16 protein-coding genes are annotated in these 17,041 nt (G+C 37.2%); 12 read left to right on the forward strand and 4 right to left on the reverse strand.

Features of this window, described 5'->3' with window-relative positions; translation table 11 throughout:
* The first annotated feature begins 52 nt into the window (after positions 1-52).
* The 3 genes from typA (at position 53) to MHH95_RS08320 (ending at position 3,079) form a co-directional block, all read left to right on the forward strand.
* Positions 53-1,903 (forward strand): translational GTPase TypA, encoded by a 1,851-nt coding sequence (gene typA, locus MHH95_RS08310; protein WP_008403451.1) that lies wholly within the window; start codon positions 53-55, stop codon positions 1,901-1,903.
* A gap of 26 nt (positions 1,904-1,929) precedes the next feature.
* A complete protein-coding gene (locus MHH95_RS08315; protein WP_445682995.1) occupies positions 1,930-2,316 on the forward strand; it encodes a YlaH-like family protein in 387 nt (128 codons plus the stop codon).
* 124 nt (positions 2,317-2,440) lie between these two features.
* Positions 2,441-3,079 carry a fucose permease gene (locus MHH95_RS08320; RefSeq protein WP_340727131.1) on the forward strand — a complete coding sequence of 213 codons (639 nt, stop codon included), beginning with the start codon at positions 2,441-2,443 and terminating at the stop codon, positions 3,077-3,079.
* A gap of 72 nt (positions 3,080-3,151) precedes the next feature.
* On the opposite strand, the gene MHH95_RS08325 is transcribed toward MHH95_RS08320, so the two are convergent.
* Entirely contained in the window at positions 3,152-3,355 is a 204-nt protein-coding gene (locus tag MHH95_RS08325) for a YlaI family protein (protein WP_191698537.1), read from the reverse strand.
* Positions 3,356-3,367: 12 nt separating this feature from the next.
* Positions 3,368-3,868: a peptidyl-prolyl cis-trans isomerase gene (locus MHH95_RS08330; protein WP_191698536.1), complete on the reverse strand. Its 501-nt coding sequence runs from the start codon at positions 3,866-3,868 to the stop codon at positions 3,368-3,370.
* Between the two features lie 171 nt (positions 3,869-4,039).
* Here MHH95_RS08330 and MHH95_RS08335 point away from each other — a divergent pair, with 171 nt between their 5' ends.
* The 3 genes from MHH95_RS08335 to pyc are packed head-to-tail and all read left to right on the forward strand — an operon-like array spanning position 4,040 to position 9,006.
* Positions 4,040-4,321: a YlaN family protein gene (locus MHH95_RS08335; protein ID WP_191698535.1), complete on the forward strand. Its 282-nt coding sequence runs from the start codon at positions 4,040-4,042 to the stop codon at positions 4,319-4,321.
* Between the two features lie 60 nt (positions 4,322-4,381).
* The gene (locus MHH95_RS08340; RefSeq protein WP_340727132.1) at positions 4,382-5,554 is read left to right on the forward strand and encodes an FtsW/RodA/SpoVE family cell cycle protein; all 1,173 of its coding nucleotides are present in this window, start codon (positions 4,382-4,384) and stop codon (positions 5,552-5,554) included.
* A gap of 17 nt (positions 5,555-5,571) precedes the next feature.
* Positions 5,572-9,006: a pyruvate carboxylase gene (pyc, locus tag MHH95_RS08345; protein WP_340727133.1), complete on the forward strand. Its 3,435-nt coding sequence runs from the start codon at positions 5,572-5,574 to the stop codon at positions 9,004-9,006.
* 77 nt (positions 9,007-9,083) lie between these two features.
* On the opposite strand, the gene MHH95_RS08350 is transcribed toward pyc, so the two are convergent.
* Entirely contained in the window at positions 9,084-9,995 is a 912-nt protein-coding gene (locus MHH95_RS08350) for a COX15/CtaA family protein (protein ID WP_340727134.1), read from the reverse strand.
* A gap of 692 nt (positions 9,996-10,687) precedes the next feature.
* Between MHH95_RS08350 and coxB the strand changes: the two genes are divergently transcribed.
* The 6 genes from coxB to MHH95_RS08380 all read left to right on the forward strand — a co-directional run bounded on the left by coxB (position 10,688) and on the right by MHH95_RS08380 (position 16,344).
* Complete coding sequence (gene coxB, locus MHH95_RS08355) at positions 10,688-11,758, forward strand: cytochrome c oxidase subunit II (RefSeq protein ID WP_191698531.1); 1,071 nt, start codon at positions 10,688-10,690, stop codon at positions 11,756-11,758.
* A 41-nt stretch (positions 11,759-11,799) separates the two neighbouring features.
* Positions 11,800-13,740 (forward strand): cytochrome c oxidase subunit I, encoded by a 1,941-nt coding sequence (locus tag MHH95_RS08360; protein WP_339215420.1) that lies wholly within the window; start codon positions 11,800-11,802, stop codon positions 13,738-13,740.
* On the forward strand, positions 13,740-14,366 hold the full coding sequence (locus MHH95_RS08365) for a cytochrome (ubi)quinol oxidase subunit III (RefSeq protein ID WP_340727135.1): 627 nt from the start codon (positions 13,740-13,742) through the stop codon (positions 14,364-14,366). The genes MHH95_RS08360 and MHH95_RS08365 overlap by 1 nt, the downstream gene beginning before the upstream one ends.
* A 1-nt stretch (position 14,367) precedes the next feature.
* Positions 14,368-14,718 carry a cytochrome C oxidase subunit IV family protein gene (locus MHH95_RS08370; RefSeq protein WP_340727136.1) on the forward strand — a complete coding sequence of 117 codons (351 nt, stop codon included), beginning with the start codon at positions 14,368-14,370 and terminating at the stop codon, positions 14,716-14,718.
* 171 nt (positions 14,719-14,889) lie between these two features.
* Positions 14,890-15,804 carry a cytochrome c oxidase assembly factor CtaG gene (ctaG, locus tag MHH95_RS08375; RefSeq protein WP_340727137.1) on the forward strand — a complete coding sequence of 305 codons (915 nt, stop codon included), beginning with the start codon at positions 14,890-14,892 and terminating at the stop codon, positions 15,802-15,804.
* A gap of 78 nt (positions 15,805-15,882) precedes the next feature.
* Positions 15,883-16,344: a DUF420 domain-containing protein gene (locus MHH95_RS08380; RefSeq protein ID WP_340727138.1), complete on the forward strand. Its 462-nt coding sequence runs from the start codon at positions 15,883-15,885 to the stop codon at positions 16,342-16,344.
* Positions 16,345-16,654: 310 nt separating this feature from the next.
* Here the strand turns inward: MHH95_RS08380 and MHH95_RS08385 are convergent, their stop codons facing one another.
* The gene (locus MHH95_RS08385; RefSeq protein ID WP_191698525.1) at positions 16,655-17,011 is read right to left on the reverse strand and encodes a YugN family protein; all 357 of its coding nucleotides are present in this window, start codon (positions 17,009-17,011) and stop codon (positions 16,655-16,657) included.
* Positions 17,012-17,041 lie beyond the last annotated feature (30 nt).

The following is a 17,041-nucleotide window of genomic DNA, read 5'->3' on the forward strand; positions in this document are numbered from 1 at the left end:
TGTGCTATAATATCACAGTTAAACAATTGAAAAAAGAATATGGAGTGGAATAATGACAAATTTACGTCAAGATATTCGTAATATCGCAATTATTGCTCACGTTGACCATGGTAAAACAACGTTAGTAGACCAATTATTAAAGCAATCAGGTACTTTCCGTTCAAATGAACGTGTAGAAGAACGTGCAATGGACTCTGGTGATATAGAGCGTGAACGTGGAATAACAATTTTAGCTAAAAATACAGCAGTAGATTATAACGGTACTCGTATCAACATCCTTGATACGCCTGGACACGCAGACTTCGGTGGAGAAGTAGAACGTATCTTAAAAATGGTAGATGGCGTTTGTTTAGTTGTCGATGCGTATGAGGGTTGTATGCCTCAAACACGTTTTGTATTAAAGAAAGCGTTAGAACAACGCTTAACACCAATCGTTGTAGTAAACAAAGTAGATAAAGACTCAGCTCGTCCACTAGAAGTAGTAGATGAAGTATTAGAGTTATTAATCGAGCTAGGTGCAGATGAAGATCAATTAGATTTCCCAGTTGTTTATGCTTCTGGTGTAAATGGTACAGCATCTTTAGATCCAGACCCAGCAAATCAAGAAGAAAACATGACTTGCCTATTCGAGAAAATCATTGAATCAATTCCAGCACCAATTGATAACTCGGACGAGCCTTTACAATTCCAAGTAGCATTACTTGACTATAATGACTTCGTTGGTCGTATCGGTATCGGTCGCGTATTCCGCGGTAAAATTTCTGTAGGTCAACAAGTTTCTCTTATGAAATTAGATGGCACAGTGAAAAACTTCCGTGTTACAAAAATCTTTGGTTTCTTCGGTCTTAAACGTGAAGAAATCGAAACAGCAATTGCTGGTGATTTAATCGCAGTATCAGGAATGGAAGATATTAACGTTGGTGAAACAGTTTGTCCAATTGATCATCAAGAAGCGTTAACACCATTACGTATTGATGAGCCAACATTACAAATGACATTCTTAGTAAACAACTCACCATTCGCAGGTCGCGAAGGGAAATGGGTAACTTCTCGTAAAATTGAAGAGCGTTTACTTGCACAATTACAAACAGACGTATCTTTACGTGTAGAAGATACAGATTCTCCAGATGCATGGACAGTTTCTGGTCGTGGTGAGCTTCACTTATCGATCTTAATTGAAAACATGCGTCGTGAAGGTTATGAGCTACAAGTATCTAAACCACAAGTAATCATCCGTAACATCGATGGCGTAAAATCTGAGCCGATCGAACGCGTTCAAATCGACGTACCAGAAGATTCTGTAGGTTCTATTATTGAATCAATCGGTACTCGTAAAGGTGAAATGTTAGATATGATAAACAACGGATCAGGACAAGTTCGTTTAATCTTTAACGTACCAGCACGTGGTTTAATCGGTTATACAACTGAGTTCATGTCTATCACAAAAGGTTTCGGTATGATGAACCATACATTCGATCACTATGCTCCAGTAGTAGCGGGTAAAGTTGGCGGCCGTCACCAAGGTGTATTAGTATCTATGGAAAACGGTAAAGCAACAACTTACGGTATGATGGGTGTAGAAGATCGCGGTACATTATTCATTGAGCCAGGTACTGAAGTATACGAAGGTATGATCGTTGGTGAAAATACACGTGATGCTGATATTACTGTAAACATTACAAAACAAAAACAAAAAACAAATATCCGTTCGGCGAACAAAGACCAAACGAATGTTATTAAAAAGCCTCGTATTTTATCACTTGAAGAAGCACTAGAATACTTAGGTGATGATGAGTATTTAGAAGTAACTCCAGAATCAATCCGTTTACGTAAACAGATCCTTGATAAAGGTGAACGTGAACGTGTTGCTAAAAAGAAAAAGAACGCTGAGTTAGAAGCTTAATTGGCGTCAATAAGGAAGGTTGAATGATGTTGGCTGTGTTAAGTAGCTATTTAAATTTAGTATTACTAGCATCTGTATCTAGTAGTGAAAATGAATATGTCTTTAATCGTATGTCAGGGATTACAAGTTATTTATATCAAAATTTACCAAACTACGACATGGCTGGTTATGTAACATTTATTCTCGTGTTCCTTATGTCGGCAATAGTTTATAAACTAGGCTTTGCAAAAAAACTAACATTAGGAAGAAATATCGTTATTTATGCGTTCCTGTTTATCGGATGTATAATATTAACTTTTCTAGCGTTATTCCTACCAATGATTGAAGGTTTAATTGTTGCTGCATTGATTTTAATTGTTTATAAATCACGCTTATGGCGCGAAAAACGAGAAGAAGCAAAGCAGGCTAACTAATATTTTATTGAGGTGTGTTAATTTAACACACCTCTTTATTTATAAGTGTGTTTATTTGAAACAGCTACAATGAAAACGCTATAATTCACTAATGGGGATAATAAATTAAATGGAGTAGTGAAAAATGAATTTTACTAAAAAACAAGTGATTATTACAGTCGCTATAGCGCTAGTTATTATATCATGTATTATATTCGTACCTGCTGTACTTACAGCAAAAAACGAGGATAATGCGGCAGCGGAACTAAGCGATATTTATAATGATCAATTTGTCGTAACAAAATCGACAGCACCTGCTATTGGCGATGATTTTGAAATTACCGTCCAATCGGAAACGACAAAAACAGTATATGATTTTGAAGCAAAAGACGGCGAATATTTTGGCGAATACTTTGCTGAAAATGTTAACATTCAGGTTAACGAACTGATTCAACCGATTGTGGGACAAGATATTTTAGTTATGTCCAATGTATTCCAGGATGGCTTGAAAGAAGAAGCGACTTTGGAAGAAGTAAATGTCGAAAAAGCAACAGTCCATTTAGTGGTGGATGAAGATATTTCAGAAGATACAGCTAAGCAGATTGCAGCTGCATTAAAAGCTCAATTTGGTGAAATTGCAGTTTCGATAGAGGCATATGTTGTTGATGAAGAACGTGTATTTGAAGGGGTAAAAACAGAAGTAACCAATTTCTTTCAGTTAAGCAAAATCAATGCGCAAAGCTTTATCGATTTCAAGTTCCACAATCAGTCATTTAAATTTTAATTATAAAAGATAAAAAAATATCAATTTTCTCATGAAGAGAAAATTGATATTTTTTGTTTTGTTCCCGACTCTTTAAAATTCTTCATCAAATTTAGAAGATGTTCTGAAGAAACGGAAATTTCCTGTTTCAATCCGTTTCTGTGTATTATCCGTTATGCGTTCTGAGCATGGTGGACACATAAACGTATGAATAGGGCGATTTCGCAATTTTTTAGCTAAAGGTAGATCGTTTGGCAAATCATGTAGTGTATCACAAATGACACATTTTACACGCATCACGAATTCCTCCTATTGAATACGAATCGCACGCACATTTTTTATTGGATTTTCAACATTCGAACCATCTGCAAAAATTACATGTACAGGACCGTCCTCGTTAAGTGGTTTCCCGTCCTGGCTAAATTTAAAAATAAAGTTTTCAGCCTGTTGCAATGGGAAAACAAACTCTTCATCTGTCGTACACTCGAAAACGACTTCGTTTGCACCATCTGTAATTTGTGCATTATTTAAAAATGGCTTAATTTCCATCCCGAACGTTCCAGTAAGCATACCTTTTCGATCAAATTTACGCTCTGTTTTTAAAGTCGGCGGAAATACAGCACCTTCCATAATTTCGCGTGACCAGTGTGCACCCATATCACGTAAGTATTTTTCATTATCTTCTTCAACTTTTTCCGAAGCAAAATATGTTTTCAGATTCAGTTTACGATCATCAAAAATCCATACGGTAGGATCTAACGTCAATTGAAATTTGACCGCACCTTTTATAGGAATGATTGTTTCGACCATTTGTAAGTCCCCCCTAAACTATTTTCCTTCATCATTATAACGCTATTCCAGGTAGAAAGAAATATAATTGAATTGAATGCAAAACATACAAAGACACTTGCATTTTTGAATGTAAAAAGATACACTTTACTAAGATAGAATCGAAGAAATATCATAGATGGGGGCGTCCTCATGGATACGAAAGCACAAGCTTCCTTTCAGGAAAAAGCATTAGAGTTGTTAACTGCGGATGCAGATAAAATTGCTCGATTAATTCGCGTACAAATGGATAATTTAACTATGCCGTCTTGTCCGTTATATGAAGAAGTATTAGATACACAAATGTTTGGTTTATCGCGTGAAATAGAATTTGCTGCAAGGCTCGGGCTAATTGAGCGTGAACAGGGAAAGAGAATTCTCGATTCTTTAGAGAAAGAGCTTTCTTTATTACATGATGCGTATACAGACAAATAAAAGAAAACTCAAACGCTACATTGCGGTTTGAGTTTTTTTTTCAAAGAAGAGGTTTATAACATGAAGCATTATTTTAAAAATTATTTTCGCAATTTTGATTATGGGTTGTTGTTCGTTTATATTTTGTTAATGTTATTTGGACTTGTTATGATTTATAGTTCAAGTATTTGGGTTTCTATTATTCATTATGAAGCAAACCCTAATCATTATTATAATCGCCAACTCGTTAATATAGTTTTATCGTTAATTTTATTTACGGTCGCTGTCATTATGCCCTATAAAAGGTTATCCGATAAATCTATATTAGGATTTTTGCTGGCAGTTATGTTTATACTAGAGTTATGGCTTATAATTGCCGGCAATAGTGTTAACGGTTCAAGAAGTTGGATTAACATGTTCGGCCTTATGAATTTCCAACCATCCGAATTTGCCAAACTCTTTATTATTATTTTCTTTGCTGGAACTTTTTACCGTAAAAGTGTGAACCGTGGTTCGATGCAGCTACTTACATTTGATGATGTGTCGTATCCATTGGGCATGTGGCTATTTATCGTACTTGTTGTTGGTTTTGAAACCGATTTAGGCGCACTGGTCATCATTGTCGCCATTGCACTTGTTGTTGTTATTACAAGCGGTCTTAAGGGGAAGACGCTCGGGAAAATTTTTGGATTATTATCGGCATTGGGTGTTGTCGGAATAATCGGAATTTTAATCTTTAAATGGGACACCGTTTTCAATGCGAGTCGTAGAGGTCGTATTACTTCCTTTTTAGATCCTTTCAGCGATCCGCTCAATTCAGGATATCATGTTGTGAACGGCTATTATGCAATTGGTGCAGGAGGCTTGGAAGGACGTGGGCTCGGGCAATCGATTCAAAAGCTAGGGTATGTACCGGAACCTCAAACCGATTTTATAATGGCGATCATTGCCGAGGAATTAGGGATTTTTGGTGTTTCAATTGTTATAATTGGATTAGGCTTTATTGTTTTGCGCGGTTACTATATTGCGATGGCAACAAAGGATCCGCTTGCAAGAATGTTAGCGGCGGGCATTTCTACATGGATAGGATTACAAACTTTTGTTAATTTAGGTGGATTATCGGGACTTATCCCGTTAACCGGAGTAACGCTTCCTTTTATTAGCTATGGCGGTACTTCTATATTATTGCTTTCAATAGCAATGGGGATACTTATAAATGTCTCCACACATCACAAATTGGAAAAAAGAAAGTAATTGGGGGACGAGGAGAAATGAAGTCGATTAAAAAGATTCTAGTTGCAAACCGAGGCGAAATAGCCATTCGTATTTTACGAGCATGTAATGAATTACATATTAAGACGGTAGCGATTTATTCACGTGAAGATAGTGGTTCGTATCACCGTTATAAAGCGGATGAAGCTTATCTTGTCGGTATGGGGAAAAAGCCGATTGATGCATATTTGGATATTGAAAGCATCCTGAAAATTGCCAAAGATGCAAATGTCGATGCAATTCATCCGGGGTACGGCTTTTTATCGGAAAATGTCGTATTTGCTCGACGTTGTGAAGAAGAAGGTATTCAATTTATTGGTCCTACTTCTGCACATCTTGATATGTTTGGGGATAAAGTGAAAGCACGTGAACAAGCAATTTTGGCTGATATTCCTGTTATCCCAGGTACAGATGGACCCGTAGATAGTTTACAGGAAGTCGAGAAATTCAGTGAAAATTATGGCTTCCCTATCATGATTAAAGCAGCTCTTGGCGGCGGCGGACGAGGTATGCGTTTAGTAAACTCGAAAGAAGAGCTTCAATCTTCATATGAACGAGCGAAATCAGAAGCAAAAGCAGCATTCGGCTCGGATGAAGTATACGTAGAAAAGGCCATTATTAAGCCGAAACATATTGAAGTGCAAATTATCGGTGATACACACGGTAATATTGTACATTTATATGAACGGGACTGCTCGATTCAACGACGTCATCAAAAGGTCGTTGAAATCGCACCGTCTAATTCAATTTCTGAACATTTGCGCAATGAGATTTGCGAAGCAGCCGTTAAATTAATGGAAAATGTAAATTATATTAATGCAGGTACTGTTGAGTTTTTAGTGGCGGATGATAAATTTTATTTCATAGAAGTAAATCCGCGAATTCAAGTTGAACATACAATTACAGAAATGATTACCGGAATTGATATTGTCCATGCTCAAATTAAAGTAGCAGAGGGCCGTGACCTTCACTCGAAGGAGGTTGGTGTACCTGCTCAAAATAAAATTCCACTTTTCGGATATGCGATACAATCTCGTGTAACAACAGAAGATCCGGCAAACAACTTTATGCCAGATACAGGTAAGTTGATGGTATATCGTTCAAGCGGTGGTTTTGGTGTACGTTTAGATGCAGGGAATGGTTTCCAAGGTGCTGTTGTAACACCTTACTACGATTCATTGTTGGTCAAAATTTCAACGTGGGGTATGACGTTTGAAGAAGCGGCAGCAAAAATGGACCGTAACTTGCGCGAATTCCGTATTCGTGGGGTTAAGACAAATATTCCTTTTTTAGGCAATGTAGTATTGCACAATAAATTTTTATCAGGAGAATTTGATACGAGCTTTATAGATACAACGCCTGAATTATTTGAATTCCCGGAACGCAAAGACCGTGGAACAAAACTATTAAACTATATCGGTAATGTAACTTTGAATGGTTTCCCAGGCGTTGAGAAACGTACGAAGCCAATATTTGTACAGCCAGAAAAGCCGAAAGTGGATATTTTAATTCCTTCACCTTCAGGAACAAAACAAATTTTGGATTCGCATGGCGCGGATGGACTTGTAAAATGGATTAAAGAGCAGGAAGATGTACTATTAACAGATACAACTTTCCGTGATGCACATCAGTCACTGCTTGCTACACGTGTACGTTCCCAGGATATGCTTGAAATTGCGGATGAAACATCACGTTTAATGCATAACTATTTCTCGCTTGAAATGTGGGGTGGCGCAACATTTGATGTAGCATATCGCTTCTTAAGCGAAAACCCATGGGACCGCTTGGAAAAGTTACGTAAAAAAGTACCGAACGTTTTATTCCAAATGTTATTGCGTGGAGCCAATGCAGTAGGGTATACGAATTACCCGGATAACTTAATCCGCGAATTTATTCAGGAGTCAGCAACTTCTGGAGTGGATGTTTTCCGTATTTTCGATTCACTTAACTGGATTAAAGGAATGGAAGTAGCAATTGATGAAGTGCGTAATAGCGGAAAAGTTGCAGAAGCGGCGATTTGTTATACTGGAGACATTTTAGATGATTCACGTGCAAAATACACAGTTCAATATTATAAAGATATGGCAAAAGAGCTCGAAGCAACAGGTGCACATATTTTAGCAATTAAAGATATGGCAGGCTTACTTAAACCGCAAGCAGCATATCGCTTAATTTCAGAGCTTAAAGAGGCTACAAGTCTGCCGATCCATTTGCATACTCATGATACGAGCGGGAACGGAATTTATTTATATGCAAAAGCAATCGAAGCAGGCGTAGATATTATAGATACAGCATTAGGCTCAATGGCTGGTTTAACATCACAGCCAAGTGCCAATTCTTTATACTATGCGATGAAAGGCTCAGATCGAAATGTAAGAGCCGACATTGAAAGCTTGGAAAAGCTATCATATTATTGGGAAGATGTACGTAAATACTACGTTGACTTTGAAAGCGGTATGAATGCACCACATTCTGAAATTTATGTCCATGAAATGCCAGGTGGCCAATACAGCAATTTGCAGCAGCAAGCGAAAGCTGTAGGATTGGGTGACCGTTGGGATGAAGTGAAATCGATGTATTCACGCGTAAATTTAATGTTTGGAGATATTGTGAAAGTAACGCCTTCTTCAAAAGTTGTGGGCGATATGGCCTTATTCATGGTGCAAAACGATTTAACAGAAGACAATATTGTTGAGCGTGGGCAAACGATCGACTTCCCTGAATCAGTAATTGAATTTTTCCAAGGATATTTAGGTCAACCACATGGAGGATTCCCAAAGGAAATTCAGCAAGTTGTATTAAAGGATCGTACACCAATAACAGTAAGACCAGGAGAGCTATTGCCACCGGTTGATTTTGATAAATTGTCAGAAGAGTTAACAGAAAAGTTCGAACGTACACCATCTAAACAGGATGTACTTGCATATGCATTGTATCCGAAAGTGTTTGAGCAATATATGCAGGCGGTAGAATCATTCGGTGATGTTTCTGTCCTCGACACAGCAACTTTCCTATATGGTTTAAGGTTAGGTGAAGAAATTGAAGTAGAAATCGAAAAAGGAAAAACGCTGATTATAAAACTTGTTTCGATCGGAGAGCCGCAACATGATGGTACACGCGTTCTTTATTTTGAAATGAACGGTCAATCTCGTGAACTAGTTATACAGGATTTAACAGTTGAAGTAGATGGCAGCATTGCGTTGAAGGCTGATCCTTCTAATCCTAATCAAATAGGTGCAACAATGCCGGGAACAGTATTAAAAGTTGTGGTGAATAAAGGAAGCTCGGTTAAACGTGGTGAGCATTTATTAATTACAGAAGCCATGAAAATGGAGACGACAGTACAAGCACCAAAAGATGGTATCGTGAAAGAAGTGTATGCTAAAGCAGGCGATGCTATTTCAACAGGTGATTTATTAATAGAATTGGAGTAATAATAATAAAAAGCGCAGCAAATTTGCTGCGCTTTTTGTTTTGAAATTGATTTGTTCTACTATTCTATTTTTGTTTTTTACTTTGACCTCGAAACTATCATTATTAAATAACATAATAATCCGAATAATAGGGTAATCAATAAAGAATGCATTAAAGATACAAACAATTGCAGTTTTAAAAGTACTACTAGCATCCCGGCGATCACTTGCAAAATAACAATTGAAAGGGCAATAATCCAGCCCCAATAAATAACGCGTTGCTGTTTATAGTTTCTAATGACATGGATGGCAATATAGGCTATCCAAATAACAAATAGTAAAACTGCAAAACGGTGACCCATTTGAATCCATTCGTACATATTGTAAGGCAATGCAAGTGGCTGATCATTGCGGCAGAATGGCCAATCCGGACATACAAGGCTTGCATCAGTATGGCGCACTAGAGCCCCAGTATATACAACGATATAAGAATATAAAGTAACGCATATTGTATGTATTTTTAATTTCTTGCTCATGTGTAAGCGGTCAGCATCAAATTTTTTGTCGACCTCAAATACTATTAAAGTAAGAAGTAGAACAGCAGCAAAAGAGATTAATGAAATACCAAAATGCAATGCTAATATAAAGTCGCCTTGTCCCCACAAAACTTGGGCAGCGCCAATTAGCGCTTGGAGAATTAAGAAGAACATTGCTAAAAAGCCTAATAATTTTACTTCACGAATATGACCGAGAGCACGCCAAGTCCAAATAACTAAAATTAAAATGAAAATTGATACAGATCCCGTGACGAGGCGATGTGAAAATTCAATTAATACTTCTGTTGTGATTTCTTTAGGAATCAACGAACCATTACAGTCAGGCCAGTTTCTTCCACAGCCAAGACCGCTGTCAGTCTTTGTAACAAGTGCTCCACCTTGGAGGATGAGTAGCATACCGAGTGTAGACAATACAGCAAACCATTTTAAAAACTTATAATATTTATGATGCATATAGTGAGCCCACCTACTTTAATTTTCAGGTCGCTACAAAGAGCGTCTCTAGTTTAAGATGATAGCGAAAAAATGTTAAAAATACAACTTCAATCAAGGATTGTAATGTAAACGCATCCAGTTTTTCACAAATTGTTCATAAATTCGTCTCCTATCCTTCACAAATATTGGCAGAAAATGCATTACTATAAAGATGTTGTTTTAGATTTCTGTACGCTTCGACCTGTTTGACATGATGAAATTTGAAATTTCTCGAAACGTGTAGAAATCCGATACAAATTTAGATATAGTTATGGTAGCGGAATATGCTTACAAATTTGAAAGGAGTAGTAATATATTGGACACATTTACCATAGTGCATGTAACACTATAGCTTTAACGATAATGCTTCTAATAAGTTTTCTTGCACTTATAGATTGAAATTGGTAATCAAAACCAGTGAAGACTTAAAAGAAGATTAAAAGTTAAATAGTCTAGATCGCTTCTCGCCATGCCAATAGGACGTGAGAAAGATTCACTTATTGAAGAAGACAGCAGGTAAAGGTGCAACCAAAATTACAAAAACCTTCCTCATACGTAGGCGAAATTTTGTAAAAGATGGCATGATTCGCTGCCAACATGTGGGGACTCTTATAATAAACAGTCCCAGTTACACATGAAAATATAATGAAGAAAGAGGGGTTTAATAAGCTATGATGAAAGGGCTTAAAAAATGGCGATTATTTTCGCTATTAACAGTAATGACAGTATTCCTTTCAGCATGTGGTGAAGAATATATTTCAACTCTTCGCCCAGCAGGTGCGGTCGGTAAAGAGCAATTAGATATTTTAATATTAGCTATTTGGATTATGACATTAGTAGTAGTTGTAGTATCGGCTATCTATTTAGTAGCATTCTTCAAATTCCGCCGTACAAAAGTTGGCGAAAACCATATGCCAAAGCAAGTGGAAGGTAGCCACACATTGGAAGTTATCTGGACAGTTATTCCAATTATTCTATTAATAATCTTAGCTGTACCGACATTAACCTATACTTATAAATTTGCAGATGTAGCTGCAATGGATGAGGTAGACGAAGAAGGTAATAAAACTGCACTTACAGTAAATGTAACGGCAAAGTTATATTGGTGGGAATTTGAGTATCCAAACCAAGGAATTATTACAGCTCAAGAATTAGTAGTTCCAACTGGAGAAAAAGTATACTTCAACCTAATCGCATCTGACGTAAAGCACTCGTTCTGGATTCCTGCAGTAGGCGGTAAGATGGATACAAACGTAGATGGCATTAATAAATTCTATTTACAGTTTGATAAAGAATCTGCAGGCTTAAATGATGGAGAAGGCGTATTCTACGGTAAATGTGCTGAATTATGTGGTCCTTCACATGCATTAATGGACTTCAAAGTTAAAGCGCTTGAGCCAGAAGCATTTAATGCTTGGGTAACAGCAATGCAAGCAACAGAAGGTCAAACAGCAGATAGAGAATCATCTGATATTGGTGAAGCAACATTTGCTAACTCTTGTTTAGGATGTCACGCAGTATCGGCAGTTGCCGGTAATGGTCTTGGCCCTAACTTAACAACATTCGGTGATCGTAACCGTGTTGCTGGTTTCTTAGAGCATACTGCAGAAAATACAGCAAACTGGATTAAAGATCCCGAACCTTATAAGCCAGGAAACACAATGACTGGAACTTATAATGTTAGCCCTGAAGAAGCAGAAGCAATTGCTGATTATTTAATGACACTATCAGTAGAAAAGTAGTTATACACAATTAGAGAGAAACTTTGAAGGAGGTTAATGTTGTGAGCTCTGTTACACAGAAAAAGGGCTTCGGGGCACATGTATGGGACTATTTAACAACGGTCGATCATAAAAAGATCGCGATTATGTATTTAGCAGCCGGTACACTGTTCTTCGCAATTGCAGGATTTGAAGCGTTACTTATGCGTATTCAATTAATGTTCCCAGAAAGTACATTCATTTCTGCAGGCCTATTTAACGAATTATTAACAATGCACGGCACAACGATGCTATTTTTAGCAGCAACACCAATTATATTTGCATTTATGAACGCGATCGTACCACTTCAAATTGGTGCGCGTGACGTTGCATTCCCGTTTTTAAACTCATTAGGATTTTGGTTATTCTTTATTGGTGCGGTATTCCTTCACCTGTCATTCTTTTTAGGTGGAGCACCTGATGCAGGTTGGACTTCGTATGCATCATTATCTTTATACTCACCGGGCCATGGTATTGATTTCTATATTTTAGGTCTACAAATTTCTGGTGCGGGTACGTTAATCTCGGGTATTAACTTTATCGTAACGATCATTACGATGCGTGCACCTGGTATGACGTTCATGCGTATGCCACTATTTACTTGGACTACTTTAGTTTCAAGTTCATTAATCTTATTCGCTTTCCCTCCACTTACAGGTGGATTATTCTTAATGTTAGTTGACCGTATGTTCGGAGCAAATTTCTTCGACCATACAATGGGTGGTAACACAATTATTTGGGAGCATTTATTCTGGATTTTTGGTCACCCGGAAGTTTATATTTTAGTATTACCAGCATTCGGTTTATTCTCTGAAATTATTCCAGTGTTTGCTCGTAAACGTTTATTTGGATACTCTTCAATGGTATTCGCAACAATCTTAATCGGTTTCTTAGGGTTCATGGTATGGGCCCACCACATGTTCACAGTTGGTTTAGGTGCTACTGCGAACGCAATCTTCGCTGTTGCAACAATGGCGATCGCTGTTCCGACAGGGATGAAAGTATTCAACTGGATTCTTACTATCTGGGGCGGTTCAATTAAAGTTACAGTACCAATGCTATATGCACTTGGTTTTATCCCGTCATTCGTTGCGGGTGGGGTAACAGGGGTAATGCAGGCAACTGCACCACTTGATTACCAATTACACGATTCTTACTTTATCGTAGCCCACTTCCATTACGTAATTGTTGGTGGTATCGTAACAGCATTATTCGGTTCAGCACACTTCTACTGGCCGATTATGTTTAACCGTGCATTGAATCCGAAACTGGGCGTACTTACTTTCTGGATATTCTTTATTGGTTTCCATTTAACGTTCTTCGTACAGCACTTCTTAGGATTAATGGGTATGCCACGTCGTGTATTCACGTACATGGGTGGTCAAGGTTGGGATTTATTCAACTTTATTTCATCAATCGGTGCTATTATGATGGGTATCGGTGTAATAATATTAGTAATCGATGTATTATTATCGATTAAATCTGAGCCTGTTAACCGTCGTGATTACTGGGGCGATGGTCGTTCTCTTGAGTGGGCAATCGAAACTCCGCTACCATTCTATAACTTTAAACAAACTCCACTTGTTCGTGGATTTGATCCTTATTGGATTGAAAAAGAAGAAGGTAACAAAGAAGGTATGGTCTATGCAGAGCCACTAGGTGAAATTCATATGCCAAACAATTCAATTTTACCGTTTATTATGTCAATTGGTACGATGATTGCTGCATTCGGTGCGTTATATAGCCCATGGGGTGATCAAGTTCAGGCAGGTACAGCTACTGGGGCTCCTGCAATAGTTTCATTAGCATTAATTATCGGTGGATTAGGTTTAACGATTGCATGTATGATTATTCGTTCATTCAAAGATGATTTAGGATTCCATGTAACGGTTGCTGAAATTGAAAGTATTGAAGCGGATTTAGCTAATTACCGTGCAACAGGTAAAAAAGGGGGTAACAAGTAATGGATATTAATCAAAAATTTACTCCACAAACTTGGCCAAAACACCCTGAACAAGCTACATTGGAAGGGAAAAACAAGTTAGTTGGACTTTGGATTTTCCTAGCATCGGATACAGTATTATTTGCGAGTGTATTTGCTACATATATCGCACTTAAAGACAGCGGTCCAGCAGGTATGACATACTTTGCAAAAGATCTCTATGAATTACCATTAGCGTTTATTATGACGATGCTGCTTCTTACATCTTCATTGACATCGGTATATGCAATGTACCATATGAAAAATTACAACTATTCAGGTGTTCGTACTTGGATGGGGATTACAGTTCTTTTAGGCTTAGGTTTCTTATGCTTGGAAATTTACGAGTTTTACCACTATGTCCATATTGGATTTGGTTATACACAATCTGCATTCTCCTCTGCATTCTTTACACTTGTAGGGATGCATGGGCTTCACGTAGTCATTGGTTTAGTTTGGATTACAGGATTAATCATCCGTAACAGTAGTCGCGGATTAAACTTATACAATGCACCGAAGTTCTTTGCCGCTTCTTTGTACTGGCACTTCATTGACGTTGTATGGGTATTCATCTTTACAGTAGTATATCTGATGGGAGTGTTGGGATAATATGGGACACGGAACTCATGTAGAAGTACGTACTCAAGCACAATATGAATATGATAAAGCTCATTCAAAAGCTCATATGCGTAAACAAGTAGTAAACTTTGCGATCATGATTTTCTTAACATTTATCGCATTTGCTGCTGTACTAGCAGATTTTTCACCAACTTTTATTATTCCAATTATTTTATTATTAGCTGGAATACAAGTGGTTTTGCAACTATACGCATTTATGCACTTAGAAGATCGCTCAACTCATATGGTTGGCGTAATTGAATTCTTTATTTGGAGTGCAGCCTTCATCGCGTTTACGTTCTTCGTAGCGTTTACAACAATTATTTGGTGGGGTAACTACTAATTTAAGGCGTCCTTAGCGAAAGCTAAGGACGTTTTTCTCATTTTTAGCAATTTTATATTATAAACAGTATTAAAAATATATGTTTGATTCAAACAATTGTCATAGTTCTTTCATTGAAGTTGGAGAAATTGCCATCTATAATGAAATTACTGAGGTTAAAGGAGCGGTCATATGCCGATAAGTATATTTGGTTTTCAAGCATTATGGAGTCCCTATTTAATTATGGGCTTACTAGTCATAACAATTTTTTATTTTTTACTAACAGTCAAGTGGCAAGGTAAATTTAAAGAAAGTGAACCATTAAAGAAAAACGAGGCAATATATTTCGTTCTTGGAATCATTTCTTTTTATATTATTAAAGGATCTCCAATTGATTTGCTTGGCCATATCATGTTTACGATGCATATGGTACAAATGGCATTTTTATTATTATTAGTTCCGATCTTATTTATAAAAGGAATTCCATGGTGGGTTTGGAAGGTAGTCGTGGAGGCGCCAGTTTTCCGGACAATTTTCCGTATTTTCACTAAACCGTTAGTTTCGATAGTAGTATTTATTGGTCTATTTTCGGTTTATCACCTGCCCTCTGTTTTTGACACGATAAAACTAAATGAATTTTATCATTTAGCTTATACGTCGATTTTATTTATTTCCGCTATTTTTATGTATTGGCCACTATTAAATAATGTGGAAGGTCAGCATGAAATGAAAAATATGAATAAATTAGCTTACATTGCATCGAATGCGGTTTTAATTACACCTGCCTGTGCTCTTATTATTTTTGCTACAAGTCCAATGTATGGTACATATAGCAATAGTGATATGTGGCTGAAGGCAATGGAATTATGTGTACCTTCAACAACATTGTCAGGGCTTACGTTATCAGGTCCAGAGTTATTCTCAAATATGGATTTAATAAGTGACCAGCAAGTTGGCGGTGTATTGATGAAAATAATTCAGGAAATTATTTTCGGCGTTATTTTATTCAAGATTTTCCGTAGATGGTGGAATACGGAACGTAAAAATCCAGAGGAAATTACTGAAAATGCTTTAAAAGAGTTCCAAAATAGAACACGCTATCAGTAATATGATAAGCTATTTGTACACTTTAGAAGCAACAAATAATTGAAATTGGATATATTATTTTAGATTGGGGATTTGAAAATGAATGTACCTATTTTACCGACAATAAGCACAGCGTTTATCGTCATTAGTGCGGTGCTCGTTGCGATTGGTTGGGTATTAATTGCAAAAAGGAATATAGAAGCACATAAAAAAGTGATGATGGCAGCTGGTGTATCAGCTTTGATTTTCTTTATAATTTACGCATCACGTACAGTATTTATTGGTAACACTGCATTCGGCGGTCCAGATGAACTAAAAGGATATTATACATTCTTCTTAGTATTCCATATCACCTTAGCAACAGTTGGTGCAGTGTTTGGAATTACAAGCTTACTTTCTGGATATAAGAATAACCTGAAGCTTCATCGCCGTATTGGTGCGATTACAAGTATTATTTGGTTCTTCGTAGCTATTACAGGTGTGGCTGTATATTCTCTGTTGTATATTATTTATGAAGGCGGAGAAACAACGTCTGTAATTAAAGCCATTTTAGGCTTCTAATCAAAAGAGGCTAGGACATAAGTAATTTTTAATTGAGCAGAATTTGCGGAAACAGCAAAATTTGTTTTGCGACGAGTAACCGCAGGAGCAATTATTTTTTCGACGAGTAACCGCAGGAGCACCGACGCCTGAGACGTTCGTGTAAGGCCGTGCCCGCGGAAAGCGTACCCGGAACGGAAACCAATTTTTCGCACAACAAAAAAATACAATTTTTCTCCACGGAGAAAAATTGTATTTTTATTTTGTCCCAACTTTTTTCCTTTTAAACTCAAAATAAAAAAGCTGGATAGTTGCCAGCTTTTTAAAAGGATTATATACCGTATGCAGCAAGTTCTCTACGAACATCTGATAATACTTTTTCACATTCTTTTACAAGGTGGCCAGGGAATACTTCATCTGTGTATTCAACGCCGTGTGGATAATAGTATTTTCCGATTGCAGGCTTATTAATGTTTAAAGTGGCATTAAGAGCACCTACATCACCTGATACTGCGTTACAAAAAACACGTAAATAAAAACGGCCTTCACGGACATCATAACAACGGTCAAATGCCATACGGTCATAATCCCATGCACCATGGCACTCTAAACCGAATTTGCCCATTACCGTCGTTAAAACTTCTTGATCAACCTTTACATTTTCGAGTTGTGTGTCTTCAAAATACATTTCGTAATCCTCCTTTTGCCTAACATACAT

This window comes from Solibacillus sp. FSL K6-4121, from assembly GCF_038002585.1.
In the GTDB taxonomy this organism is placed as follows: Bacteria; Bacillota; Bacilli; order Bacillales_A; family Planococcaceae; genus Solibacillus; species Solibacillus faecavium.